The sequence below is a fragment of the Kosakonia sp. YIM B13588 genome (assembly GCF_042788165.1).
GTDB classification, from domain to species: Bacteria; Pseudomonadota; Gammaproteobacteria; order Enterobacterales; family Enterobacteriaceae; genus Kosakonia; species Kosakonia sacchari.
In genome coordinates this window covers 1-23101 of record NZ_JBHZPO010000002.1, presented here as the reverse complement: position 1 = coordinate 23101, position 23101 = coordinate 1, and the positions used below count along the sequence as shown (strand labels likewise).

The window sequence follows — 23101 nt, the reverse complement described above, 5'->3', positions numbered from 1 at the left end:
CGTTATTCGGTGTAGACTTGTAAACCTAAAACTTTTTAATTTGGTTTACAAGTCGATTATGACCCTGGACGATCTCGCTTTTGACGCGCGACATATCTGGCATCCTTACACCTCCATGACCTCTCCGCTGCCCGTTTACCCGGTGCAGTCCGCACAGGGTTGCGAGCTGATACTCAGCAGCGGCGAACACTTGATAGACGGCATGTCCTCCTGGTGGGCGGCAATCCACGGCTACGGGCATCCGGAGATTAACGCGGCGATGAAAGCGCAAATCGACGCGGTATCGCATGTGATGTTTGGCGGCATCACCCACCAGCCGGCGATTGACTTGTGTCGCAAGCTGGTCGCGATGACGCCAGAACCGCTGGAGTGCGTTTTTCTGGCCGACTCCGGTTCCGTGGCGGTGGAAGTGGCGATGAAGATGGCGCTGCAGTACTGGCAGGCGAAAGGCGAGCCGCGACAGCGTTTTCTTACCTTCCGAAACGGTTATCACGGCGACACGTTTGGCGCGATGTCGGTCTGCGATCCGGATAACTCCATGCACAGCCTGTGGAAAGGCTATTTGCCGGAAAACCTGTTTGCGCCCGCGCCGCAAAGCCGCTTTGACGAAGAATGGGACGAGCACGACTTGGTGGCCTTCGCGCGCCTGATGGCGGCGCACCGCCATGACATTGCCGCGGTGATTTTAGAGCCTGTCGTGCAGGGCGCGGGCGGTATGCGCATCTATCACCCGGAATGGCTGAGGCGCATCCGAAAGATGTGCGATCGGGAAGGCATCTTGCTGATTGCCGATGAAATCGCCACCGGTTTTGGCCGCACCGGCAAGCTGTTTGCCTGTGAACATGCCGGGATCGTCCCGGATATTATGTGCCTTGGCAAAGCGCTGACCGGTGGCACAATGACGCTTTCGGCAACGCTCACCACGCGCAACGTCGCCGAAACCATCAGCAATGGCGAAGCGGGCTGCTTTATGCATGGGCCAACATTTATGGGCAACCCGCTGGCCTGCGCGGCCGCCAACGCCAGTCTCGGGATTTTGCAAAGTGGCGCGTGGCAAACGCAGGTGGCGGCAATTGAAGCGCAGTTAAACGCGGAGCTGGCACCCGCGCGCGAAGCGGCTAATGTTGCCGATGTGCGCGTGCTGGGGGCCATCGGCGTGGTGGAAACCCGTTCGCCAGTCAATATGGCGGCGCTACAACGCTTCTTTGTTGAACAAGGCGTGTGGGTGCGCCCGTTTGGCCGGCTAATCTACCTGATGCCGCCTTATATCATCACCCCGGAGCAACTCTCCCGTTTGACCCGCGCCGTCAATGCCGCCGTACTGCGCGATGAGCTTTTTGCCTGAGATTTTGCCGGGGATCGGCTACACTTCCCGGCACGCATGAAACGCAGAAGGAGTGCATATGAAGTTGGTCAGCCATGATTTACGCGACGGCGAAAAGCTGCCGCATCGCCAGGTGTTCAACGGTATGGGCTACGATGGCGACAATATCTCCCCGCATCTGGCGTGGGATGAGGTTCCTGCCGGTACCAAAAGTTTTGTCGTGACCTGCTACGACCCGGATGCGCCGACAGGTTCCGGCTGGTGGCACTGGGTAGTAGCGAATCTTCCCGCTGATACACGCGTGCTGCCGCAAGGCGCGGGTTCCGGTCTGGCGGCATTACCGGATGGCGCGGTGCAGACTCGCACCGATTTTGGCAAAGCCGGTTATGGCGGCGCAGCACCGCCGAAAGGCGAAACCCACCGTTATATCTTTACCGTCTATGCCCTGGACGTGGAGCGCATAGAGGTCGATGAAAACGCCAGCGGCGCGATGGTCGGTTTTAATGTCCATTTCCATACGCTATCCAGCGCCTCAATTACCGCCCTTTTTAGCTAAAAAGAAGGGATTTACAGCCGATTGTACAAATCGGCTTCCCGTTTCGCTCAACTTAGTATAAAAAAGCAGGCTTTGACGTCCTCTTTCAACTTTTGCATAGTCTGGAGCTCCCCTTGAACACATCATCGGTTTCCCGTCTGGCGCTGGCGCTCGCTTTTGGCGTGACACTGACCGCCTGTAGCTCAACCCCGCCGGCGGAACGTCCGTCTGAACAGAAAGCGCCTGGCACCGCCGCGCGCCCGATCCTCAGCGCAGGTGAAGCGAAAAACTTTGTAGCGGACCGCTATTTTACCGCCATGACGCCGGACAGCGCGGCATGGAAACCGGTCTCAATCCGTCTGCCGGAAAAAGCGAACTTCGTGGTCGGCCCGGCCGGCACGCCGGGTGTGACGCACACTACCATTCAGGCAGCGGTAGACGCGGCAATCAATAAGCACGCCAGCGATCGTCAGTACATCGCGGTGATGCCGGGTGAATATGAAGGTACGGTTTATGTGCCTGCCGCGTCCGGCAGCGTGACCATTTACGGTACCGGCGAGAAAGCGCTGGATGTGAAAATCAAACAGGCTATTGATGCCGAAATGGACCCGAACAGCTGGCGTCGTCTGGTCAATCCGTCGGGCAAATACATGCCGGGCAAACCGGCGTGGTATATGTTCGATAACTGCCAGAGCAAACGCACTGCCACCGTTGGCGTAATGTGTTCTGCGGTCTTCTGGTCACAGAATAACGGCCTGCAACTGCAAAACCTGACCATTGAAAATACGCTGGGTGACAGCGTTGACGCGGGCAACCACCAGGCGGTGGCGCTGCGCAGCGATGGCGATAAAGTGCAGATCAACAACGTCAATATTCTGGGTCGCCAGAACACCTTCTTTGTCACCAACAGCGGCGTGGATAACACCCTGCGTACCGATCGTCAGACCCGCACGCTGGTGACCAATAGCTATCTTGAAGGCGATGTCGATATCGTGGCCGGTCGCGGCGCGGTGGTGTTTGATAACACCGACATCCGCGTAGTGAACTCGCGCACCCAGCAGGAAGGTTACGTGTTCGCACCAGCCACCCTGTCTAACCTTTATTACGGTTTCCTCGCCGTGAACAGCCGCTTTAACGCCGCCGGTAACGGTGTTGCGCAGCTCGGCCGTTCACTGGACGTTGATGGCAACACCAACGGCCAGGTGGTGATCCGCGATAGCGTGATCAACGAAGGCTTTAACGTGGCGAAACCGTGGGCCGATGCCGCCGTTTCCGGTCGTGCCTATGCTGGTAACACCGGAGCCGTTGACGATAAAGGCAACGTGCAGCGCGAGCTGAACAACCCGCAGTTCAATCGCATGTGGGAGTTCAACAACCGCGGCGTTGGCAGCCAGGTTGTGGCGATTCCGAAAAAATAAGTCGCACCTGATAAGAAAAAACCTCGCCGCGGCGAGGTTTTTTTATGCGCGAAATACCGCATCAGAAGGCGTTAACCACCACCCACATCGGCCCCTGGCCTACGGCATAGCGGGATTTCTCGGTCAGCAGCCCTTGCTCGCCACCAATCTCGTACACCGCAATGTGGTGCGATTTCTGCCCGGCGGCAATCAGGTATTGACCGCGATTATCAATATTGAAGCCGCGCGGCTGCGTTTCCGTTGGCTGGAAGCCTTCGATAGCCAGCACGCTACCATCTTCAGAAACGCTGAACACGGTAATAATGCTGGCGGTACGATCGCAGGTATAAAGATGGCGACCATCCGGCGTGATGTGAATATCCGCCGCCCAGCGCGTGTCGCTGAAATCCGCAGGCATCATATCCAGCGTCTGCACACACTCAATGTTGCCGTGCGCGTCGCTGAGCTGCCAGACATCCACTGAACTGTTGAGTTCATTAACGCAGTAGGCAAAACGCTGGTTCGGGTGAAACGCCATATGACGCGGGCCGGCGCCCTCGACAGTGGTGACTTCAGCGGGATCCTGCGCCGTCAGGTTGCCGTCATCGGCCAGCGTAAACAGGCAGATGCGATCCTGTTTCAGTGCCGGTGTCCACAGGGTGCGGTTGTCCGGGGAGATATTCGCCGAGTGGCACCCTTCCAGCCCTTCCACGACATCAACAATTCCGGTCGGCAGGCCATCCTCCAGACGGACAACACTCACACTGCCCGCGTTGTAGGATGCGCTGAACAGGAAGCGCCCGCTGCGATCGGTCGAAATATGCGTCGGGCTGCCCGGCAGCGGAGATTCCGCCGCGAAAGTCAGGGCGCCATCATCCGGCGCGATGCGATATGCGATAACGCGAAATTCAGGGCGAACCCCGACATAGAGGTAACGTTTATCCGGGCTGACGACCATCGGCTGCACCTGGCCTGGCACATCCACCACCTGGACAAGCGTCAGGTTACCTTCAGAGTTCAGGCGCCAGACGTGGATCTGCTGGCTTTCCGGGCTGGCGGTATAAACGGTTTGTTTCATGAACGCTCCTTTCCTCTAATTCTTTTTTGCATTAAGTAACCAGGATAGCTGCTTTTGTTGGTTGATGCTGAATTTTACCCGGAGATTTTGCGCAGCCGGTGACCCGGTGTACCATCCCCGGACATTTGAATTTCAACATCGACCACGGAATACGATATGACTTCGCGCGTGATTGCACTGGATTTAGACGGTACGCTACTGACCCCGAAAAAAACGCTTCTGCCCTCATCCCTTGAAGCGCTGGCTCGCGCAAAAGCCGCCGGTCATCAACTGATTATCGTGACAGGCCGGCATCATGTTGCCATCCACCCTTTTTATCAGGCACTGGCGCCGGATACACCTGCAATTTGCTGTAATGGCACTTATTTGTATGATTATCATGCAAAAAAAGTGTTAAGCGCCGATCCGTTACCGGTTTCGCAGGCGCAGCAGTTGATCACGCTGCTTGATGAGCACGCGGTTCACGGCCTGATGTACGTCGACAACGCCATGCTCTATGAAAAGCCAACCGGTCATGTTGAACGCACCAACACCTGGGCGCAACAGTTGCCGCCCGAGCAGCGCCCGGTCTTCCGGCAAGTGACGTCCCTGCGCACAGCGGCACAGGAGGTTGAGGCTATCTGGAAATTCGCGCTCACCGATACCGACACGCAGAAACTGAAAAATTTTGCCCACCACGTGGAGCAAACGCTGGGGCTGGAGTGCGAATGGTCATGGCATGATCAGGTCGATATCGCCCGCGCGGGCAACAGCAAAGGCAAACGTCTGAGCGAATGGGTCGCGTCACAGGGGCTATCGATGAAGGACGTGGTGGCGTTTGGCGATAACTATAACGATATCAGCATGCTGGAAGCCGCCGGTGTTGGCGTGGCGATGGGCAATGCCGACGACGCGGTAAAAGCCCATGCTAACGTGGTGATTGGCGACAACACCGTCGACAGCATTGCGCAATTTATCTACAAAGAACTGCTGTAAACGCCCGTTCAGCTTCGCCGGGTGAAAAGATTACGCCCCTTACCCAGGGGCTAATACAAGCGCGGGAGGATAACAATCCACAATGCATCGCAGGCGGCGAACCCGCCGATCACGCGGTTATCGACACACTTTTGATTTGCGCATATAACCACTGGCCAGGCTTCACGGCCAGCTCGTCTCTGGCCCACGGACTGATGCGCGCCCACAGGGTGCGGCTGCCCACTTCCAGTTGCACTTCCACCTGGCCGTCGATATCAAAACATTGCGCCACTTTCGCACGCAGAATATTACGGATACTGGTATTCATTGGCGGTTGCAGCACCAGCGAAACATCGGTCGCCTGAATACGGATCCGCAACGCACTTTGCAGCGGAAGGTCGACCTTATTAACCCAAATATGCTGATCGCCGAGCGCCAGCGCCGTCATCGCATAGTGCGGATGGTGCTCCAGCACGACCACTTTCAACACGCTACTTTGCTGCTCCGCCGGTAACCACGGGTTCATCACGCGACTGCCCCAGACATCTTCCAGGCTGCCGAAGGCCTTTACTTCTCCCGCCTCCAGCACCATCACTTTATCTGCCAGATGCAGGATTTCATCCAGGGAGTGGCTGACGTACAGCATCGGGATATTGATCTCGCGCGCCAGTCGTTGCAGGTATGGCAGCAGCTCGCGCTTACGTGGAATATCCAGCGACGCCAGCGGTTCATCGAGTAACATCAGTTCCGGCGCGGTTAACAGCGCGCGGCCAATCGCCACCCGCTGCTTTTCGCCGCCGGAAAGCCCACCGGGTAAACGATCCAGCAACGGTTCAATACCGAGTAACGCCACCAGCTTGTCGAACTGGCCAGCCATGGATTTAGCCATGCCGTAACGCAGGTTGCCGCGCACTTTGTAATGGGGAAACAGCCGCGCATCCTGGAAAACATAGCCGACACGCCGCTTCTCCGGCGGCAGGCAAATCTTGCTTTCGGTATCAAACAGCACGCGATTATTCAGCGCAATCCGCCCTTGCTGCGGATGTGTCAGGCCGCCAATCGCGTTGATTAACGAGGTTTTCCCGGCACCCGAAACGCCAAAAATCGCGGTGATGCCGCTGGCAGGCAGCTTTTCAGCAATGCGTAAGCGATGCGTACCCAGCGTCTGGGTGAAATTGAGTTCCAGCATGACTTACCTCCCTGTCCTTTCGCGGCTAATGCGGGCCAGCCATTCGGAAACCAACAGCGAAACCAGTGCCAGTACGATCGAGATAATACATAACCGCGCCGCTGCGCCTTCACCGCCGGGCGTCTGAATCAAGGTGTACATTGCAGAGGGAATGGTGCGGGTTTCGCCAGGAATATTGGAAACGAAGGTGATCGTCGCGCCGAATTCACCCAGTGAACGGGCAAAGGCCAGCACCGTGCCAACGATAATCCCCGGCAAGGTAAGCGGTAACGTGATGGTGAGAAAAACGCGCCAGCGCCCGGCACCTAACGTGCGGGCTGCCTGCTCCAGTTTGGTATCAACGCTCTCCAGTGCCAGACGGATAGCGCGCACCATCAGCGGGAACGACATCACCGCGGCGGCCAACACCGCGCCACGCCAGCTAAAGGCGAAGGTGATGCCAAACCAGTCATACAACCACTGACCAATGAAACCGCGTCGTCCCATCGCCACCAGCAATAAATACCCCACCACCACCGGCGGCAGCACCAGCGGTAGATGCAGCAAACTGTCGAGCAGCGCTTTGCCAGGAAACGTGCAGCGCACCAGCAGCCAGGCAAAGAAGATCCCAAACGGCAAACTGAAAACGACTGCCAGGGATGAGACTTTCAGGCTCAGCAATACCGCCTGCCATTCGGGATCCGTCAATATCATTCGTGCGTTGTAAATCCGTAACGTTTAAAGATTTCAGAAGCCTGCGGGCCTTTCAGGTAGTCATAAAACGCCGTTACCGTCGCGTTTTTATGGCCGTCGATAATAGCCAGCGGGTACTCAACTTTTTGGTGTGAATCTTCCGGGAAGGTCCCGACCACTTTCACCCCTTTACTGGCAACCGCGTCAGAGCCGTAGACAATGCCAAGCGGCGCTTCGCTGCGTTCCACCAACGCCAGCGCCCCGCGCACGTCTTCCGCCGGAGCCAGCTTCGGCGACAGGGTTTCCCATGCGCCCAGTTTGGTCAATGCTTCTTTGGCATAAATCCCCGCCGGAACATGTTCCGGGTCGCCAACGGCCAGACGTCCGCCTTTCAGCAGACTGTTCCAGTCGGTTTTAGCATTAATGACGATATCGCCCTGCGCACTGCTTTTGGGAGCCACAACCACCAGGCTGTTACCGAGCAGTGTTGCGCGGGTTGCGGTATCGATAGATTTTTTCTCTACCGCGTAATCCATCCATTTCTGATCGGCAGAAATAAACAGATCCACCGGGGCCCCCGCTTCAATCTGGCGCGCCAGAGTAGAAGAAGAAGCAAATGAGGAGACCACCTCAACGTTTTTCTCTTTTTTATAGGCCGCCGCGATATCCTGCATTGCGTTGGTCAGTGATGCTGCAGCAAAAACGGTAATTTTACCTTCATCCGCCAGAACTTGCCCGGCAACGGAGAGCGTTAATGTCACCCCGGCAAAAAGGCGTAACCCTGTACGTGTCATTAGGAACTCCTGTGAGTGTCGTTATATACGTAAAAACATAACGATATTACCAGAGTTTCCCGGCGGTTAGGTAATACCCATCAAGAATTAGCAACCTATTTAAATATATCGGCAGGAAGTGAGGAGATCTTGAATATCTGAAAGATAAACGCCCGCGAAAGCGGGCGTTTGCAAGAGAGGATCAGCGTTGCTGACGGCTTTGGTCGCGGCGACCGACGCCGGAAAAGACGTTAAACACTTCACCCAGGCCATAAATAAGCCCCAGGATAATCGCCATCACGACAGGCACCATGACGACGGCAAACACCAAGCTTTTCAACAACTCAAACATAGTCGTCTCCAGAAAATGTGAACGGGGCATTCTAGCCTGATTTAGGTGAAAAACACTCGCCTTTTGTGCGATTCGCCTCGCAGCTTTACGCGCATTCACCCGCATCAGGCTAGGCTTAGTGACGGTTTTCCTTCACAATAGTTCTTTTGCCAGGACATTGCGTAATGCAGGCTGAAATTCTTCTCACACTCAAACTCCAGCAGCGCCTATTTGCCGATCCGCGCCGCATCTCCCTGCTCAAGCAGATTGTTGAAACCGGCTCTATCAGCCAGGGCGCGAAGAACGCAGGCATCAGTTATAAAAGCGCCTGGGACGCCATTAATGAGATGAATCAACTCAGTGAACAAACGCTGGTTGACCGCGCGACCGGCGGTAAAGGCGGCGGCGGTGCGGTGGTGACGCGTTACGGGCAGCGCTTAATCCAGCTTTACGATCTGTTGGCGCAAATCCAGCAAAAAGCGTTTGACGTGTTAAGTGATGATGACGCCCTGCCGTTAAACAGCCTGCTGGCGGCGATTTCGCGTTTCTCGTTGCAGACCAGCGCACGCAATCAGTGGTTTGGCACCATCACAGCGCGCGACCACAACCACGTACAGCAACATGTCGACGTGCTGCTGGCGGACGGCGAAACCCGTCTCAAAGTCGCCATTACCGCGCAAAGCGGCGAACGCCTGGGTCTCGACGAAGGCAAAGAGGTGCTGGTGCTGCTAAAAGCGCCGTGGGTGAGCATCACACAGGATGCCAAACGCGCCGCGCAGGCGGATAACCAGCTTACCGGGCGCATCAGCCATATTGAGCGCGGCGAGCAGCAAACTGAGGTGCTGATGACGCTGCCAGATGGTCAGGTGCTGTGCGCCACCGTGCCGACGCAAGAGATGGATAATTTGCAGGAACAGAGCGAAGTGACCGCATATTTTAATGCCGATCGCGTGATTATCGCCACGTTATGCTAATCGCATTGACAAGCTAGCCCATTGCACGTATCCCTGAGTTTCTACGCTGCAAAAAATGGGATACATAATGTCATCATTGCAAATTTCGCAAGGTACGTTTCGTCTTAGCGACACCCGCACGCTGCACATTGAACACTTAGCGCTACGCGCTGGCGAAAGCTGGGCTTTTGTCGGCGCGAATGGCAGCGGCAAGTCAGCGCTGGCTCGCGCGCTGGCGGAGGAGCTGACCTTACTGAAAGGTGAACGCCAGTGCCAGTTTACCCGCCTCACCCGCCTCTCTTTCGAGCAGTTGCAAAAGCTGGTCATCGACGAGTGGCAGCGCAATAACACCGATATGCTCAGCCCCGATGAAGAGGATACCGGGCGTACCACCGCAGAGATTATTCAGGATGAGGTGCAAGACGCGCAGCGCTGTGCGCAACTGGCGGCGCAGTTTGGCATCTCGCATCTGCTGGAGAGACGCTTTAAATACCTCTCGACCGGCGAAACCCGTAAAACGCTGCTTTGCCAGGCCCTGATGGCCGAACCGGATTTACTGATCCTTGATGAGCCTTTCGATGGGCTTGACGTTCACTCACGACAGCAACTGGCGGAGCTGCTCGCGCGCCTCAATGCCGACGGCTTTACGCTGGTGCTGGTGCTGAACCGCTTTGATGAAATACCTGACTTTGTGCAACACGCCGGGGTTCTGGTGGATTGCTCGCTTACAAAGACCGGAGAAAAAGCAGCCCTGTTGCAACAAGCGCTGATCGCCCAGTTAGCCCACAGCGAAAAATTATCCGGTATTGCATTACCAGAACCGGATGCGCCGCCCGCACGTGAAACATTGAACGCAGACGCGCCGCTTATCGTGCTGAACGATGGCGTCGTCTCTTATAACGACCGGCCAATCATCGACCACCTTTCATGGACGGTAAATCCTGGCGAGCACTGGCAGATCGTCGGCCCGAACGGTGCGGGCAAATCCACGCTGCTCAGCCTGATAACCGGCGATCATCCGCAGGGCTACAGCAACGATTTGACGCTGTTTGGCCGGCGCCGCGGCAGCGGTGAAACCATCTGGGATATCAAAAAGCATATTGGCTATGTCAGCAGCAGCCTGCATCTGGATTACCGCGTCAGCACCAACTTGCGCAATGTCATCCTCTCTGGTTATTTCGACTCGATTGGTATTTACCAGGCGGTATCGGACAAACAACACAAACTGGCACAGCGCTGGCTGGATATTCTAGGTTTCGATGCACGTAGCGCCGACGCACCGTTTAGCAGCCTCTCCTGGGGTCAGCAGCGGCTGGCGTTGATTGTGCGTGCGCTGGTCAAGCACCCGACGCTGCTCATTCTTGATGAACCGTTACAAGGTCTTGATCCTTTAAACCGCCAGCTTATTCGCCGCTTTGTTGATGTATTAATTAGCGAAGGCGAAACCCAACTGTTATTTGTTTCGCACCATGCCGGAGACGCACCCGCTTGTATTACCCACAAGCTTGAATTTGTGCCCGAAGGTGACGGATATCGTTATCAACTTACACCACAATAATTAGGGGGATGGTTCCATTTCGCCGGATATGATGTAATAGCCCCGTTTTAAATAAGCAACATAATAACGATCTCTGACTGGTCAGTTGGCAACATAAAATTGTCAGCGGCCAGTTTTTGTTATGGCAAGAAAAAAGCCCGTCGATGGACGCCGGGTAAAAAATTACGGGACTATGATGAATCAATTCCTCCGCATCACCCGCGCCGTTTCTCTGGCTGCGGCGCTGTTACTGGGTTTCTGCAGTGTCGCTTTCGCCGATGAGAGTGCGCAAACACCAGCTTCCGGGCAGGACGCACAATTAAAGCAAGCCGTTGAAAATATGCAGCGTGCCAGTATTCACGGCCCGCATAAAATTGATCTCGGTAATCAGGCGATTCTGAACCTGCCTGAAGGTTTTGCTTATATTCCCTCGCAGCAGGCAGCAGTATTTATGCGCGCACTGGGTAACCATGTTGATAACAACTCTTTTTATGGTCTGGTATTCAGTAATGATATTTCCGGCTTTGTTTCGATTGAATATGCCGACGCCGGTTATATCAAAGATGACGATGCCAAAGACTGGGACGCCGACGAACTGCTGAGCAATTTGCAGGAAGGCACCAAAGCGGGCAATAAAGAGCGTAGCGAAAAAGGCATCCCGCCAATTGAAGTATTGGGTTGGGTAGAAAAACCCACCTACGAGGCGGCCACTCATCGCCTGATTTGGTCTGCGGCTATCCGCGATATTGGCAGCAACGTGCCGGAAAAAGAACAGGGTGTTAACTACAACACCTACCTGCTGGGTCGGGAAGGTTATCTGTCGTTAAACCTGGTGACCGATCGCGGCACCGTTGAGCAAGAAAAACCGCTCGCCAAGACGTTACTCAACGCCGTGACCTTTAATGACGGCAAAAAATACAGCGACTTTAATGCCTCTACCGACAAGATTGCCGAATATGGGCTGGCGGCGCTGATTGGCGGTCTGGCGGCGAAAAAACTGGGTCTACTGGCACTTATCGGTGTGACGTTGCTGAAGTTCTGGAAACTTGGCCTGATCGCCGTGGCGGCATTCGGCATGGGTGTGAAAAAAATGCTGTTTCGCAAAAAAGCCGAGTAAACCATGAGCATGCTCTTGCTGCTGCTTAAAGGGGCAAGCCTCGGGAAGTTTTTCCTTTCCGGGGCCACCATGCTGCTGTCGATCGCCACCTACGCGCTCGCCTTCGGCTGGCCGTATGCGACGGGGCTTGTGGTGCTGCTGTTTTGCCATGAGCTGGGGCACTATCTGGCGGCGCGTCAACGCGGGTTAGCGACGGGATTACCGATGTTTATCCCCTTCGTGGGTGCCTGGATCGCGTTGAAAGATGAGCTGCCAGATGCAGAAACCGAAGCCTGGGTCGGCATTGCCGGCCCGCTGCTCGGCTCGCTTGCCGCCCTCGGTTGTTACTATCTGGCGGAGTATGTCCACAGTTCACTACTGATGGCGGTAGCCTATTCAGGTTTTGTGCTTAATCTGTTTAATCTGATCCCCGTGCCGCCGCTGGATGGCGGGCGCATTACGGTCGCCATCTCGCGCAAGATCTGGTACCTGGGCATTCCCGTACTGCTGGGTTTCTTTTACCTTCACCCAAGCCCGCTGTTACTGCTGGTGTGCTTTCTCGCGGCATCACAAATCTGGGCGCGGCGCCATGATCAACCGAATCTCGACACGCTGACCCCTGGCAAACGTCTGGAATATACGCTTTTGTACTTCGGGCTGATTGCCTGGCTCTCCCTGATGACTTATAACCTCCACGAGGCGTTATCCGGCTTTCGCTGATGCCGCCTGCGTTGCTGCACCGCAGTGACAGCATTTTTAAGACTTTTTACTTGCGTCAGACGAACCCCGCTATTGCGGGGTTTTTCTGGCGTTTACCCCACAAACCGGCTGGCAGAAAATTGAGTGTAAACGATTCCACTAATTTATCCCATGTCACAGTTTTCACCTCTCTGTTATGCTAAGGTTTGTTCATATCAAATGCTTTATGGAGGGAAATATGCGAGTTCTGGTTACAGGTGGTAGCGGTTACATTGGAAGTCATACCTGCGTGCAACTGCTGCAAAACGGCCACGACGTTATCATCCTCGACAATCTCTGTAACAGTAAGCGCAGCGTGCTCAATGAGATCGAGCGTTTTGGCGGAAAAAGCGCGCTGTTCGTCGAAGGCGACATTCGCGATGAAGCGCTGCTGGCAGAGATCCTGCACGATCACGCCATTGAAGCGGTGATCCACTTCGCCGGACTGAAAGCCGTTGGCGAATCCGTCGCGAAGCCGCTGGAGTATTACGACAACAACGTCAACGGCACGCTGCGCCTGATTAACGCGATGCGCGCCGCGAACGTTAAAAACTTCATTTTCAGCTCATCTGCCACCGTTTACGGCGACCAGCCGAAAATCCCTTATGTGGAAAGCTTCCCAACCGGCACACCGCAAAGCCCCTATGGCAAAAGCAAACTGATGGTGGAACAGATCCTCACCGACCTGCAAAAAGCGCAGCCGGAGTGGAGCATTGCGCTGCTGCGCTACTTCAACCCGGTTGGCGCGCATCCGTCAGGCGATATGGGCGAAGATCCGCAGGGCATCCCGAACAACCTGATGCCGTATATTGCCCAGGTTGCCGTTGGTCGCCGCGATTCGCTGGCGATTTTCGGCAGTGATTATCCGACACCAGACGGCACCGGCGTGCGTGATTACATCCACGTGATGGATCTGGCGGACGGTCATGTCGCGGCCATGCAACAACTGGCCGGTAAACCAGGTGTGCATATCTATAACCTCGGCGCGGGCGTCGGCAGCAGCGTGCTGGATGTGGTGAATGCCTTCAGTAAAGCCTGTGGCAAACCGGTGGCCTGGCACTACGCGCCGCGCCGCGATGGCGATCTCCCGGCCTACTGGGCTGATGCCAGCAAAGCGGATAAAGAGCTGAACTGGCGCGTAACCCGTACGCTTGACGAAATGGCAGAAGATACCTGGCGCTGGCAGTCACGCCACCCGCAAGGCTATCCCGATTAAAGGAATGGTAATGACGCAATTTAATCCGGTCGATCACCCGCATCGCCGTTACAACCCGCTGACCGGCCAGTGGATACTGGTTTCACCGCACCGCGCAAAACGCCCCTGGCAAGGGGCGCAAGAGACGCCTGCGAAACAAACCCTGCCGGCGCACGATCCGGACTGTTTCCTCTGCCCGGGCAATACCCGCGTAACCGGGGATAAAAATCCGGATTACACCAGCACTTATGTGTTCACCAACGACTTCGCCGCGTTGATGACCGACACGCCGGACGCGCCGGTGAGCGACGATCCGCTGATGCGCAGCCAGAGTGCGCGCGGCACCAGCCGGGTGATCTGTTTCTCGCCGGATCACAGCAAAACGCTGCCTGAACTGAGCGTCGATGCACTGGAATCAGTTGTAAAAACCTGGCAACAGCAAACCGCTGAGCTGGGTCAGCAGTACCCGTGGGTACAGGTGTTTGAAAACAAAGGTGCGGCGATGGGTTGTTCCAACCCGCACCCGCACGGGCAAGTCTGGGCTAACAGCTTCCTGCCAAATGAAGTGGATCGTGAAGATCGCCTGCAACGCGACTATTTCGCTCAGTATCAGTCCCCCATGTTGCTGGACTACGCAACGCGCGAGCTGAATGATGGCAGCCGTACCGTGGTGGAAACAGAACACTGGCTGGCGGTGGTTCCCTACTGGGCTGCGTGGCCGTTTGAAACCTTGCTGCTGCCGAAAGCGCATGTGCAGCGCATCACCGATTTAAGTGATGAACAGCGCCGTGATTTAGCGCTGGCATTGAAAAAACTGACCAGCCGTTATGACAACCTGTTCCAGTGCTCGTTCCCCTACTCGATGGGCTGGCATGGCGCACCGTTTAACGGCGAAGAGAATGACCACTGGCAACTGCACGCGCATTTCTACCCGCCGCTGCTGCGTTCCGCCACGGTGCGTAAATTTATGGTCGGCTATGAAATGCTTGCCGAAACCCAGCGTGACCTGACGGCAGAGCAAGCCGCCGAACGCCTGCGCGCGGTCAGTGATATCCATTTTCGCGAATCCGGAGAATAACAATGAGTCTGAAAGAGAACACACAATCCTTGTTTGCTGAAAAATTCGGCTACCCTGCCACCCACACAATCCAGGCACCTGGTCGCGTGAACCTGATTGGCGAACACACCGACTATAACGACGGTTTTGTTCTGCCGTGCGCCATTGATTACCAGACGGTGATCAGTTGCGCTCCGCGTACTGATCGCATCGTTAGGGTGATCGCTGCCGATTATGACAACCAGAGCGATGAGTTCTCGCTGGATGCGCCAATTGTGACTCACGACAGCCAGCAGTGGTCGAACTACGTGCGCGGCGTGGTGAAACATCTGCAAAAACGCGATGCCAGTTTTGGCGGCGCGGATCTGGTCATCAGCGGCAATGTGCCGCAGGGCGCGGGCCTGAGCTCTTCTGCTTCGCTGGAAGTGGCTGTCGGAACCGTGTTCCAGCAGCTTTATCATCTGCCGCTGGACGGTGCGCAAATTGCTCTCAATGGCCAGGAAGCGGAAAACCAGTTTGTCGGCTGTAACTGCGGCATCATGGATCAGCTTATTTCGGCGCTGGGCAAAAAAGGCAGCGCGCTGCTGATCGATTGCCGCTCACTGGGCACCAAAGCGGTATCGATGCCGGAAGGCGTGGCGATCGTCATCATCAACAGTAACTTTAAACGCACCCTGGTTGGCAGTGAGTACAACACGCGCCGCGAGCAGTGTGAAACTGGCGCGCGCTTCTTCCAGCAAAAAGCGCTGCGCGATGTCAGCATCGACCAGTTCAATGCCGTGGCGCATGAGCTGGATCCGCTGGTCGCCAAACGCGTACGCCACGTGCTGACCGAAAACACCCGTACCGTGGAAGCCGCGGCTGCGCTGGAGAAAGGCGATCTGCAACGCATGGGCGTGCTGATGGCTGAATCCCATGCGTCTATGCGTGATGATTTTGAAATTACCGTCCCGCAGATTGATATGCTGGTCGAGATTGTCAAAGCGACAATCGGTGACCAGGGCGGTGTGCGCATGACCGGCGGCGGTTTCGGTGGCTGCATCGTCGCACTGGTGCCGGAAGCACTGGTACCGGCGGTGAAACAAGCTGTAGAAAGCCAGTACGAAGCTAAAACCGGTATCAAAGAAACCTTCTATGTTTGCAAACCTTCACAGGGAGCAGGACAGTGCTAAACGAAGCTTCTGCAGCAGCCCCGGATGGGCTGCCCTTTCGCCTGATCACCCTGCGCAATAGCGCCGGGATGGTGGTGACATTGATGGACTGGGGCGCGACGCTGTTATCCGCGCGTGTGCCGTTAAAAGATGGTTCCGTGCGTGAAGCGCTGCTGGGCTGCGCCACGCCGGAACACTACCTGCAACAGACGGCGTATCTGGGCGCGTCGGTGGGCCGTTACGCCAACCGTATCGCCAAAAGCCGTTTCACGCTGGATGGCCACACCTATACGTTGACGCCAAGCCAGGGTGAAAACCAGCTGCATGGCGGCCCGGAAGGGTTCGACAAACGGCGCTGGTTGATAGAGCGGCAGAATGATAACGAAGTGGTCTTCGTCCTGAATTCAGCGGATGGCGATCAGGGATTCCCCGGAAACGTTCATACCCGCGCGCATTTCCGCCTCGGCGACGATAACCGACTTGCCATTGAATATCGTGCAACTACCGATAAACCGTGCCCGGTCAACCTGACTAACCACGCTTATTTTAACCTGGATGGTGATCAGTCGGATGTTCGCAACCACACGTTGCAACTGCTGGCGGATGCTTACCTGCCGGTGGATGAGATGGGCATTCCGACGGACGGGTTGAAAGATGTCGAGCGGACCAGTTTTGATTTCCGCACCCCGAAAACCGTAGCGCAGGATTTTCTGGCTGAGGACGATCAGCGCGTGGTGAAAGGTTACGACCATGCGTTTTTATTGCAGGCAAAAGGCGACGTCAGTCAGCCCGCCGCGCAGTTGTGGTCTGCGGACAAACAGCTGCAAATGACGGTGTATACCAGCGCGCCTGCGCTCCAGTTCTATTCCGGTAATTATCTGGAAGGAACGCCAGCACGCGGCGGTAAAACCTATAACGCGTGGCAAGGACTGGCGCTGGAGAGCGAGTTTTTGCCCGACAGCCCGAACCGCCCGGATTTCCCGCAGCCGGACTGCTTCTTACTGCCTGGCGACGTTTATGTCAGCCTGACGGAATACCACTTTATTGCGCAGTAAATCCCCCCGCCCTCCTTATGGAGGGCTTTTTTTACCCGTTTTGCTGAAATATGCGCCACTTATCGACAAAACCATAACCCCTGATTCACAAGCACCTTACACTCAGCGGCTATTTTCGCTATGGTTATGGGTAACCGTTGCCGGGAGCACCTTCACGGCAATATAATGAGAATTGTTATCATTCAATCAGGCTCACAGGAGTAAGTGTATGGCTGTTACTAAGCTGGTTCTGGTTCGTCATGGCGAAAGCCAGTGGAACAACGAAAACCGCTTTACCGGTTGGTACGATGTTGATCTGTCCGAAAAAGGCGTTGGCGAAGCAAAAGCGGCAGGCAAACTGCTGAAAGAGGAAGGCTACACCTTCGATTTTGCTTATACCTCTGTGCTGAAACGTGCCATCCATACGCTGTGGAACGTGCTGGACGAGCTGGATCAGGCGTGGTTGCCGGTAGAGAAAAGCTGGAAACTCAACGAGCGTCATTACGGGGCGCTGCAGGGTCTGAACAAAGCTGAAACCGCTGAAAAATACGGTGACGAGCAGGTTAAACAGTGGCGTCGCGGCTTTGCTGTCACTCCGCCAGCGCTGACCAAAGATGACGAACGTTTCCCGGGCCACGATCCGCGCTACGCGAAACTGACCGATGCCGAGCTGCCGCAGACTGAAAGCCTGGCGCTGACCATCGATCGCGTCATTCCTTACTGGAACGACACCATTCTGCCGCGCCTGAAAAGCGGGGAGCGCGTGATCATCGCCGCTCACGGTAACTCCCTGCGCGCGCTGGTGAAATACCTTGATAACATGAGCGAAGAAGAGATCCTCGAGCTGAACATCCCGACTGGCGTACCGCTGGTCTATGAGTTCGACGAAAACTTCAAACCGCTGAAACACTACTACCTGGGTAACGCGGACGAGATCGCCGCGAAAGCTGCTGCGGTAGCAAACCAGGGTAAAGCGAAGTAAGTTTTCGCCCATAAAAAAAGCGTGGAACTTTCCACGCTTTTTTATTTGTGCAACCAGTTAACTGCGTCGTGCTTTTACTGCCGCCGCGAGCTGGCGTAAAAGCGTTTCGGTATCGTCCCAACCGATGCAGGCGTCGGTAACGCTTTTACCGTACACCAGCGGTTCACCGCTCTCCAGGCTCTGGTTGCCTTCCACCAGATGGCTTTCAATCATCACACCGATAATGGCTTTTTCACCCCCGGCGATCTGCTGGCACACATCCGCGCCCACTTCCATCTGTTTCTTGAACTGTTTGCTGGAGTTAGCATGACTGAAGTCGATCATCACCTGCGGCTCCAGGCCAGCTTTCTGCAGGCCGACTTTTACTTCTGCGACATGCTTCGCGCTGTAGTTTGGCTCTTTACCGCCGCGCAGGATGATGTGGCAATCACCGTTACCAGCGGTGTTCACAATGGCGGAGTGGCCCCATTTGGTGACGGACAAGAAGCAGTGCGGCGCACCTGCGGCGTTAATCGCGTCAATAGCGACTTTAATGGTGCCATCGGTGCCGTTTTTGAACCCCACCGGGCATGAGAGGCCGGAAGCCAGCTCACGATGCACCTGAGATTCCGTCGTACGCGCGCCAATCGCTCCCCAGCTCATCAGATCGGCCATGTATTGTGGGGTGATCATATCGAGGAATTCCCCCGCTGCCGGTAAACCGCTGTCATTGATTTCCAGCAGCAGCTTACGCGCAATACGCAATCCGTCGTTAATCTGGAAGCTGTTATCCATGTGCGGATCGTTAATCAGCCCTTTCCAGCCCACTGTGGTACGCGGTTTTTCAAAGTAAACGCGCATAACGATTTCTAAATCGTCTTTTAACGCTTCACGCAATGCCAGCAGACGCGCAGCGTACTCTTTTGCCGCCGCAGGATCGTGAATGGAACACGGACCGATAACCACCAGCAGACGATCATCATTACCGCGCAGGATCTTATGAATCGCTTTGCGGGCATGCGAGACCGTATTGGCGGCGGTTTCAGTGGCGGGGAATTTTTCAAGGAGTGCTACAGGAGGTAATAACTCATTGATCTCTTTAATACGTAAATCGTCGTTCTGATAATTCATGTTCGTTCCAGTCTGGCCATACTTTTTTTGATGAATGCAATCTTTCCAATCTATCTCGTCGGCGGCGAAGTGTAAACGCGATTTTACACTTTACCCGGATAATTCCTGGAATAGGGCCAAATCGCGTTAAAAAGTAGCGGGTGGCGATATCAGCACTACACTTTTTAACTGTTAACACTTTTATTTTTAGTTTTATCGCTATTCCATGCTGCCATATTGCACAAGAATGGCATCTTAAACCACTGAGCGTGATAATTCGTTCGCGCTGCTTTTACCGGCCTCAGCGGCGGTAAAACGACCGGAACAGGAGCATCATGATGAAAATGAATAAATTAGCGACTCTTTTACTGACGACGACGCTGACTTTCGCAGGTGGCGCAGCCTACGCGGCCGACGCAGCATCTTCCAGCGACAGTAACGGCGATGCCAATGCCGCAGCAGCTGCTGGTCAACCGGCACCGGACGCAAAACAGAATGTTGCGCCAAACAATGTGGATAACAGCCAGATCAACAACGGTAGCATGAATACCAACTCGACCACTCAGCACAACTCCAAGCAGCATATGAGCAAAGATCAGGTGCATAAAAACACCATGTGTAAAGATGGCCGCTGCCCGGATGTGAACAAAAAGGTTGAAACCGAAAGCGGTAACAACCATAGCGTCGATAAGAAAACCGACGGCACAACCCAGTAAAATCCGGTGCATTAATCATCAGGGAGAGCTTCGGCTCTCCTTACTTTTTTCTCTCCAGTCTCCCCCGCAAACTGAAAAATCTGCAATGATGTAAGGCGTTAAAATAATTACAAGGAAGAACCCGCCCATGGCGCATTCACACTCGCACACTCCCGCTGATGCCAACGCCCGGCGCCTGCTGCTGGCGTTTATCGTTACCGCTGTGTTTATGGTTATCGAAGTGGTCGGCGGCCTAATTTCCGGCTCTCTGGCGCTGCTTGCCGATGCCGGCCATATGCTGACGGACGCCGCCGCGCTGCTTTTTGCGTTATTAGCGGTTTACTTTGCGCGCCAGCCCCCCAGCGCTCACCGTACGTTTGGCTGGCTGCGTTTGACTACACTTGCAGCATTCATCAATGCGCTGGCGCTGGTACTGATTACCGTGTGGATTGTCTGGGAAGCTATTCAGCGTTTCACCCATCCACAGCCCGTTGCAGGCTTAACCATGATGGTAATTGCGATTGCCGGGCTTGTGGCCAATGTGCTCGCGTTCTGGTTACTGCACCGGGGGAGCGAAGAGAAAAACCTGAATGTCCGTGCCGCCGCACTGCATGTGCTGGGTGACTTACTCGGTTCTGTCGGTGCCATCGCTGCGGCACTGGTGATTTTATTCACCGGCTGGACGCCGATTGACCCGATACTCTCGGTGCTGGTTTCCGCGCTGGTGTTACGCAGCGCCTGGCGGCTAATGAAAGAGAGCGTTAACGAGCTGCTGGAAGGCGCGCCGGGCTCGATGGATATTGGCGCGTTGCAACGCCATCTGCGACGCGCTATCCCGGAGGTGCGGGATGTTCACCACGTGCATGTCTGGCTGGTTGGTGAAAAACCGCTCATGACGTTGCATGTGCAGGTGATCCCTCCGCGCGACCATGACAAGCTACTGGGCGAGATCCACCACTTTCTGTCACATCATTATGAGATTGAACATGCGACGGTGCAGATGGAGTACCAGCCCTGTAGCGGGCCAGACTGCCATCTGGGCGAGACGCAGCCTGACCATCACCATTCACACTCGCATTAATGCGAAAGCGCGTGAGAACCCCGCTCACGCGCACTGTTAATCCACATCCTGCTGCCGTTAAGGGCGATAAAGGTCAGGATCAGATACTCCAGCGACATCGCCCAGACACCCTGCAGTGCAAAGATCACCACGCTTATCACATTAATCACCACCCACAGCAGCCAGTTCTCAACGTATTTGCGCGTCATCAGGATCATCGCCACGATGGAGAGCACCATCATGCTGGAGTCCCAGAACGGGAACGCATCGGGCTGTAATTGCGGCATGACCACGTTCAGCCCCAACGCTTGCATGACGGCAACGGCGATTTTCGTCAGAAAGGCGAAGACCGGATCGATAAAGAAGGTCATCAAGCCAATCGCCACCACACATACCGCCAGCCAGCTCATCGCTTTGGGTAACGGCAGCCAGCGAATTTGCAATTCGGCTTCATTCTGTGAGGTTTGCCGCGACCAGGCATACCAGCCGTAAATGTTGGCGACAAAGAAAAACAGCTGCAACAGTAAGCTGGCATACAGCTGGATCTGGAAGAAAATAATCGCAAACAGCGTCACGTTGACCAAACCAAACGCGTAATTGCTGATTTTCTCAAGGCTGGCGAGCCAGATGCACAATAAGCCTGCCAGTGTGCCTGTGGCTTCAATCCATGAAAGATCGTACCCACCGGTGCCAATCGGGATATGCACCAGGATGTTCTGTGTACTAAAAAAATCCATTCTTTCCCCACAGCGTATTGCTACGCATTGATTATTCACTAAGAACGTAGTGTAGCCGCAAAATCGAGCATACGGTTAAGCGGCAGCAGCGCGCCTTCACGCAGCGCGGCATCAACGTGGATTTCATGCTCCGCGCCACCGTTTTCCAGGCTTTCAGCGATCGCTTTCAGACCGTTCATCGCCATCCACGGGCAGTGCGCGCAGCTGCGACACGTCGCCCCCTCACCTGCGGTAGGCGCTTCCAGCAACTTTTTTTCCGGCACGGCCTGCTGCATTTTATAAAAGATACCGCGATCGGTCGCGACGATAAGCTGCTTATTTGGCAGTGTTTTTGCTGCTGCGATAAGCTGGCTGGTTGAGCCGACAGCATCGGCCAGATTCACGACTGCCTGCGGCGATTCAGGATGCACGAGGATGGCAGCATCAGGATAGAGTGCTTTCATGCGCGTCAGTGCTTGCGTTTTGAATTCATCATGCACGATGCACGCGCCCTGCCAGCACAGCACATCCGCGCCGGTCTGTTTTTGTACATAGTTACCGAGATGGCGATCCGGAGCCCAGATAATTTTCTCGCCAAGGCTGTCGAGATGCTCAATTAACTCTACCGCGATACTTGAGGTCACAACCCAGTCGGCACGCGCTTTCACGGCCGCTGAGGTGTTGGCGTAAACCACCACGGTACGATCCGGGTGCGCATCACAAAAGGCGCTGAACTCCTCGATCGGACAGCCGAGATCAAGCGAGCATTCCGCATGCAATGTCGGCATCAGGATGGTTTTTTCCGGGCTGAGGATTTTGGCGGTTTCCCCCATAAAACGAACGCCTGCTACCAGCAGCGTTGAGGCGGAATGTCTGGCACCAAAACGCGCCATCTCCAGCGAATCAGAGATACAACCGCCCGTCTCTTCCGCCAGTTGCTGAATTTCCGGGTCGGTATAGTAGTGCGCAACCATCACCGCATCTCGCTCTTTGAGCAAGCGCTTGATTTTCTCGCGGTAAAACTGCTTCTCATGCAGGTTTAGCGGTGTGGGTTTGGGCGGGAACGGATAGATTGCGGTTTCAGGATCAAACATTACGCTCATCATGCTTACTCGTTTTGCTTGCTTAACTTAATTACCAGAACAACGCAAATGCGTGACGTCATTAGCGCACCGGTGTTTTATATACTAAACAAGATAGCTGATTGGACAAAAAATGTCGTGGGGAATTTTTGTGGAATAGCAGAAAGCAAAAAAGCGCCGCCAGCGCCGTTTTTACATTTGTGGATCGTGCAGGATGACTCGCTTTGCTCGCCCTTCGGGCCGTCGCCGCAAGCGGCTCCGTTGTCTCACTACGTTCGACCCGAACCTGCTGCAGAGTTACTCGTCTCATCCTGAGACTCGCCCTGCGGGCCAACGCTGCGCGTTGTTCAAAATTGTTCCCGACAATTTTGTCGAATCTTCAACCGGGGCAGATAGCAAAAAAGCGCCTTTAGGGCGCTTTTTTACATTGGTGGGTCGTGCAGGATTCGAACCTGCGACCAAT

General features: G+C 55.2%; 23 protein-coding genes and 1 other RNA gene. 15 read left to right on the top strand and 9 right to left on the bottom strand.

The genetic code is table 11. The features are described 5' to 3' along the window. Positions 1-58: 58 nt before the first annotated feature. The 3 genes from bioA (at position 59) to ACFX4U_RS05845 (ending at position 3277) form a co-directional block, all read left to right on the top strand. On the top strand, positions 59-1345 hold the full coding sequence (gene bioA / locus ACFX4U_RS05855; protein ID WP_313508848.1) for an adenosylmethionine--8-amino-7-oxononanoate transaminase: 1287 nt from the start codon (positions 59-61) through the stop codon (positions 1343-1345). A gap of 58 nt (positions 1346-1403) precedes the next feature. Beyond that, a complete protein-coding gene (locus ACFX4U_RS05850; protein ID WP_045514006.1) occupies positions 1404-1880 on the top strand; it encodes a kinase inhibitor in 477 nt (158 codons plus the stop codon). A 113-nt stretch (positions 1881-1993) separates the two neighbouring features. Continuing rightward, the gene (locus tag ACFX4U_RS05845; RefSeq protein ID WP_313510473.1) at positions 1994-3277 is read left to right on the top strand and encodes a putative acyl-CoA thioester hydrolase; all 1284 of its coding nucleotides are present in this window, start codon (positions 1994-1996) and stop codon (positions 3275-3277) included. Positions 3278-3338: 61 nt separating this feature from the next. Here ACFX4U_RS05845 and pgl read toward each other — a convergent pair whose 3' ends face one another. Further along, on the bottom strand, positions 3339-4334 hold the full coding sequence (pgl, locus tag ACFX4U_RS05840; RefSeq protein WP_305736706.1) for a 6-phosphogluconolactonase: 996 nt from the start codon (positions 4332-4334) through the stop codon (positions 3339-3341). A 156-nt stretch (positions 4335-4490) separates the two neighbouring features. Between pgl and ACFX4U_RS05835 the strand changes: the two genes are divergently transcribed. Further along, positions 4491-5309: a pyridoxal phosphatase gene (locus ACFX4U_RS05835; RefSeq protein ID WP_313510469.1), complete on the top strand. Its 819-nt coding sequence runs from the start codon at positions 4491-4493 to the stop codon at positions 5307-5309. A gap of 109 nt (positions 5310-5418) precedes the next feature. On the opposite strand, the gene modC is transcribed toward ACFX4U_RS05835, so the two are convergent. From modC to ACFX4U_RS05815, 4 genes are all read right to left on the bottom strand, one after another. Continuing rightward, on the bottom strand, positions 5419-6477 hold the full coding sequence (modC, locus tag ACFX4U_RS05830; RefSeq protein ID WP_175272660.1) for a molybdenum ABC transporter ATP-binding protein ModC: 1059 nt from the start codon (positions 6475-6477) through the stop codon (positions 5419-5421). 3 nt (positions 6478-6480) lie between these two features. After that, positions 6481-7170, bottom strand: coding sequence for a molybdate ABC transporter permease subunit (gene modB / locus ACFX4U_RS05825; protein ID WP_017455973.1), 690 nt, complete (start codon positions 7168-7170; stop codon positions 6481-6483). After that, a complete protein-coding gene (gene modA, locus ACFX4U_RS05820) occupies positions 7167-7943 on the bottom strand; it encodes a molybdate ABC transporter substrate-binding protein (RefSeq protein WP_313510464.1) in 777 nt (258 codons plus the stop codon). Before modA ends, modB begins: the two co-directional genes overlap by 4 nt. 181 nt (positions 7944-8124) lie before the next feature. Beyond that, positions 8125-8274, bottom strand: coding sequence for an AcrZ family multidrug efflux pump-associated protein (locus ACFX4U_RS05815; RefSeq protein ID WP_017455971.1), 150 nt, complete (start codon positions 8272-8274; stop codon positions 8125-8127). A 164-nt stretch (positions 8275-8438) separates the two neighbouring features. Between ACFX4U_RS05815 and modE the strand changes: the two genes are divergently transcribed. The 9 genes from modE (at position 8439) to gpmA (ending at position 17996) form a co-directional block, all read left to right on the top strand. Further along, positions 8439-9227: a molybdenum-dependent transcriptional regulator gene (gene modE / locus ACFX4U_RS05810; RefSeq protein WP_200551623.1), complete on the top strand. Its 789-nt coding sequence runs from the start codon at positions 8439-8441 to the stop codon at positions 9225-9227. A 67-nt stretch (positions 9228-9294) separates the two neighbouring features. After that, entirely contained in the window at positions 9295-10764 is a 1470-nt protein-coding gene (gene modF / locus ACFX4U_RS05805) for a molybdate ABC transporter ATP-binding protein ModF (protein WP_313510461.1), read from the top strand. Between the two features lie 175 nt (positions 10765-10939). After that, positions 10940-11860: a DUF2167 domain-containing protein gene (locus ACFX4U_RS05800; protein WP_380218667.1), complete on the top strand. Its 921-nt coding sequence runs from the start codon at positions 10940-10942 to the stop codon at positions 11858-11860. Positions 11861-11863: 3 nt separating this feature from the next. Continuing rightward, positions 11864-12559 carry a site-2 protease family protein gene (locus ACFX4U_RS05795; RefSeq protein WP_313510458.1) on the top strand — a complete coding sequence of 232 codons (696 nt, stop codon included), beginning with the start codon at positions 11864-11866 and terminating at the stop codon, positions 12557-12559. Positions 12560-12776: 217 nt separating this feature from the next. Continuing rightward, entirely contained in the window at positions 12777-13793 is a 1017-nt protein-coding gene (gene galE / locus ACFX4U_RS05790; RefSeq protein WP_017455966.1) for a UDP-glucose 4-epimerase GalE, read from the top strand. Positions 13794-13803: 10 nt separating this feature from the next. Further along, positions 13804-14850 (top strand): galactose-1-phosphate uridylyltransferase, encoded by a 1047-nt coding sequence (gene galT / locus ACFX4U_RS05785; RefSeq protein WP_313510454.1) that lies wholly within the window; start codon positions 13804-13806, stop codon positions 14848-14850. Between the two features lie 2 nt (positions 14851-14852). Then, complete coding sequence (gene galK, locus ACFX4U_RS05780; protein ID WP_313510452.1) at positions 14853-16001, top strand: galactokinase; 1149 nt, start codon at positions 14853-14855, stop codon at positions 15999-16001. Continuing rightward, a complete protein-coding gene (galM, locus tag ACFX4U_RS05775; RefSeq protein ID WP_305736714.1) occupies positions 15995-17035 on the top strand; it encodes a galactose-1-epimerase in 1041 nt (346 codons plus the stop codon). The genes galK and galM overlap by 7 nt, the downstream gene beginning before the upstream one ends. A gap of 208 nt (positions 17036-17243) precedes the next feature. After that, positions 17244-17996 carry a 2,3-diphosphoglycerate-dependent phosphoglycerate mutase gene (gene gpmA, locus ACFX4U_RS05770; RefSeq protein ID WP_017455962.1) on the top strand — a complete coding sequence of 251 codons (753 nt, stop codon included), beginning with the start codon at positions 17244-17246 and terminating at the stop codon, positions 17994-17996. Positions 17997-18053: 57 nt separating this feature from the next. On the opposite strand, the gene aroG is transcribed toward gpmA, so the two are convergent. Next, positions 18054-19106, bottom strand: coding sequence for a 3-deoxy-7-phosphoheptulonate synthase AroG (aroG, locus tag ACFX4U_RS05765; RefSeq protein ID WP_305736715.1), 1053 nt, complete (start codon positions 19104-19106; stop codon positions 18054-18056). Positions 19107-19423: 317 nt separating this feature from the next. On the opposite strand from aroG, the gene ACFX4U_RS05760 reads away from it, so the two are divergent. Both ACFX4U_RS05760 and zitB read left to right on the top strand, forming a co-directional pair. After that, on the top strand, positions 19424-19801 hold the full coding sequence (locus tag ACFX4U_RS05760; protein WP_305737631.1) for a protein YbgS: 378 nt from the start codon (positions 19424-19426) through the stop codon (positions 19799-19801). Positions 19802-19928: 127 nt separating this feature from the next. Next, complete coding sequence (gene zitB / locus ACFX4U_RS05755; RefSeq protein ID WP_313510445.1) at positions 19929-20861, top strand: CDF family zinc transporter ZitB; 933 nt, start codon at positions 19929-19931, stop codon at positions 20859-20861. Here zitB and pnuC read toward each other — a convergent pair. The 3 genes from pnuC to ACFX4U_RS05740 form a co-directional block, all read right to left on the bottom strand. After that, positions 20858-21577, bottom strand: coding sequence for a nicotinamide riboside transporter PnuC (gene pnuC, locus ACFX4U_RS05750; RefSeq protein WP_305736717.1), 720 nt, complete (start codon positions 21575-21577; stop codon positions 20858-20860). The genes zitB and pnuC overlap by 4 nt on opposite strands. 38 nt (positions 21578-21615) lie before the next feature. Then, a complete protein-coding gene (gene nadA, locus ACFX4U_RS05745; protein WP_313510471.1) occupies positions 21616-22659 on the bottom strand; it encodes a quinolinate synthase NadA in 1044 nt (347 codons plus the stop codon). Between the two features lie 177 nt (positions 22660-22836). Continuing rightward, positions 22837-22972, bottom strand: a non-coding RNA gene (locus tag ACFX4U_RS05740) — RtT sRNA. Between the last annotated feature and the right edge of the window lie 129 nt (positions 22973-23101).

Coding starts and splice junctions, on each gene's coding strand:
- bioA (WP_313508848.1), top strand. CDS start 59: ATGACCCTGGACGATCTCGCTTTTGACGCGCGACATATCTGGCATCCT.
- ACFX4U_RS05850 (WP_045514006.1), top strand. CDS start 1,404: ATGAAGTTGGTCAGCCATGATTTACGCGACGGCGAAAAGCTGCCGCAT.
- pgl (WP_305736706.1), bottom strand. CDS start 4,334: ATGAAACAAACCGTTTATACCGCCAGCCCGGAAAGCCAGCAGATCCAC.
- ACFX4U_RS05835 (WP_313510469.1), top strand. CDS start 4,491: ATGACTTCGCGCGTGATTGCACTGGATTTAGACGGTACGCTACTGACC.
- modC (WP_175272660.1), bottom strand. CDS start 6,477: ATGCTGGAACTCAATTTCACCCAGACGCTGGGTACGCATCGCTTACGC.
- modB (WP_017455973.1), bottom strand. CDS start 7,170: ATGATATTGACGGATCCCGAATGGCAGGCGGTATTGCTGAGCCTGAAA.
- modA (WP_313510464.1), bottom strand. CDS start 7,943: ATGACACGTACAGGGTTACGCCTTTTTGCCGGGGTGACATTAACGCTC.
- ACFX4U_RS05815 (WP_017455971.1), bottom strand. CDS start 8,274: ATGTTTGAGTTGTTGAAAAGCTTGGTGTTTGCCGTCGTCATGGTGCCT.
- modE (WP_200551623.1), top strand. CDS start 8,439: ATGCAGGCTGAAATTCTTCTCACACTCAAACTCCAGCAGCGCCTATTT.
- modF (WP_313510461.1), top strand. CDS start 9,295: ATGTCATCATTGCAAATTTCGCAAGGTACGTTTCGTCTTAGCGACACC.
- ACFX4U_RS05800 (WP_380218667.1), top strand. CDS start 10,940: ATGAATCAATTCCTCCGCATCACCCGCGCCGTTTCTCTGGCTGCGGCG.
- ACFX4U_RS05795 (WP_313510458.1), top strand. CDS start 11,864: ATGAGCATGCTCTTGCTGCTGCTTAAAGGGGCAAGCCTCGGGAAGTTT.
- galE (WP_017455966.1), top strand. CDS start 12,777: ATGCGAGTTCTGGTTACAGGTGGTAGCGGTTACATTGGAAGTCATACC.
- galT (WP_313510454.1), top strand. CDS start 13,804: ATGACGCAATTTAATCCGGTCGATCACCCGCATCGCCGTTACAACCCG.
- galK (WP_313510452.1), top strand. CDS start 14,853: ATGAGTCTGAAAGAGAACACACAATCCTTGTTTGCTGAAAAATTCGGC.
- gpmA (WP_017455962.1), top strand. CDS start 17,244: ATGGCTGTTACTAAGCTGGTTCTGGTTCGTCATGGCGAAAGCCAGTGG.
- aroG (WP_305736715.1), bottom strand. CDS start 19,106: ATGAATTATCAGAACGACGATTTACGTATTAAAGAGATCAATGAGTTA.
- ACFX4U_RS05760 (WP_305737631.1), top strand. CDS start 19,424: ATGAAAATGAATAAATTAGCGACTCTTTTACTGACGACGACGCTGACT.
- zitB (WP_313510445.1), top strand. CDS start 19,929: ATGGCGCATTCACACTCGCACACTCCCGCTGATGCCAACGCCCGGCGC.
- pnuC (WP_305736717.1), bottom strand. CDS start 21,577: ATGGATTTTTTTAGTACACAGAACATCCTGGTGCATATCCCGATTGGC.
- nadA (WP_313510471.1), bottom strand. CDS start 22,659: ATGAGCGTAATGTTTGATCCTGAAACCGCAATCTATCCGTTCCCGCCC.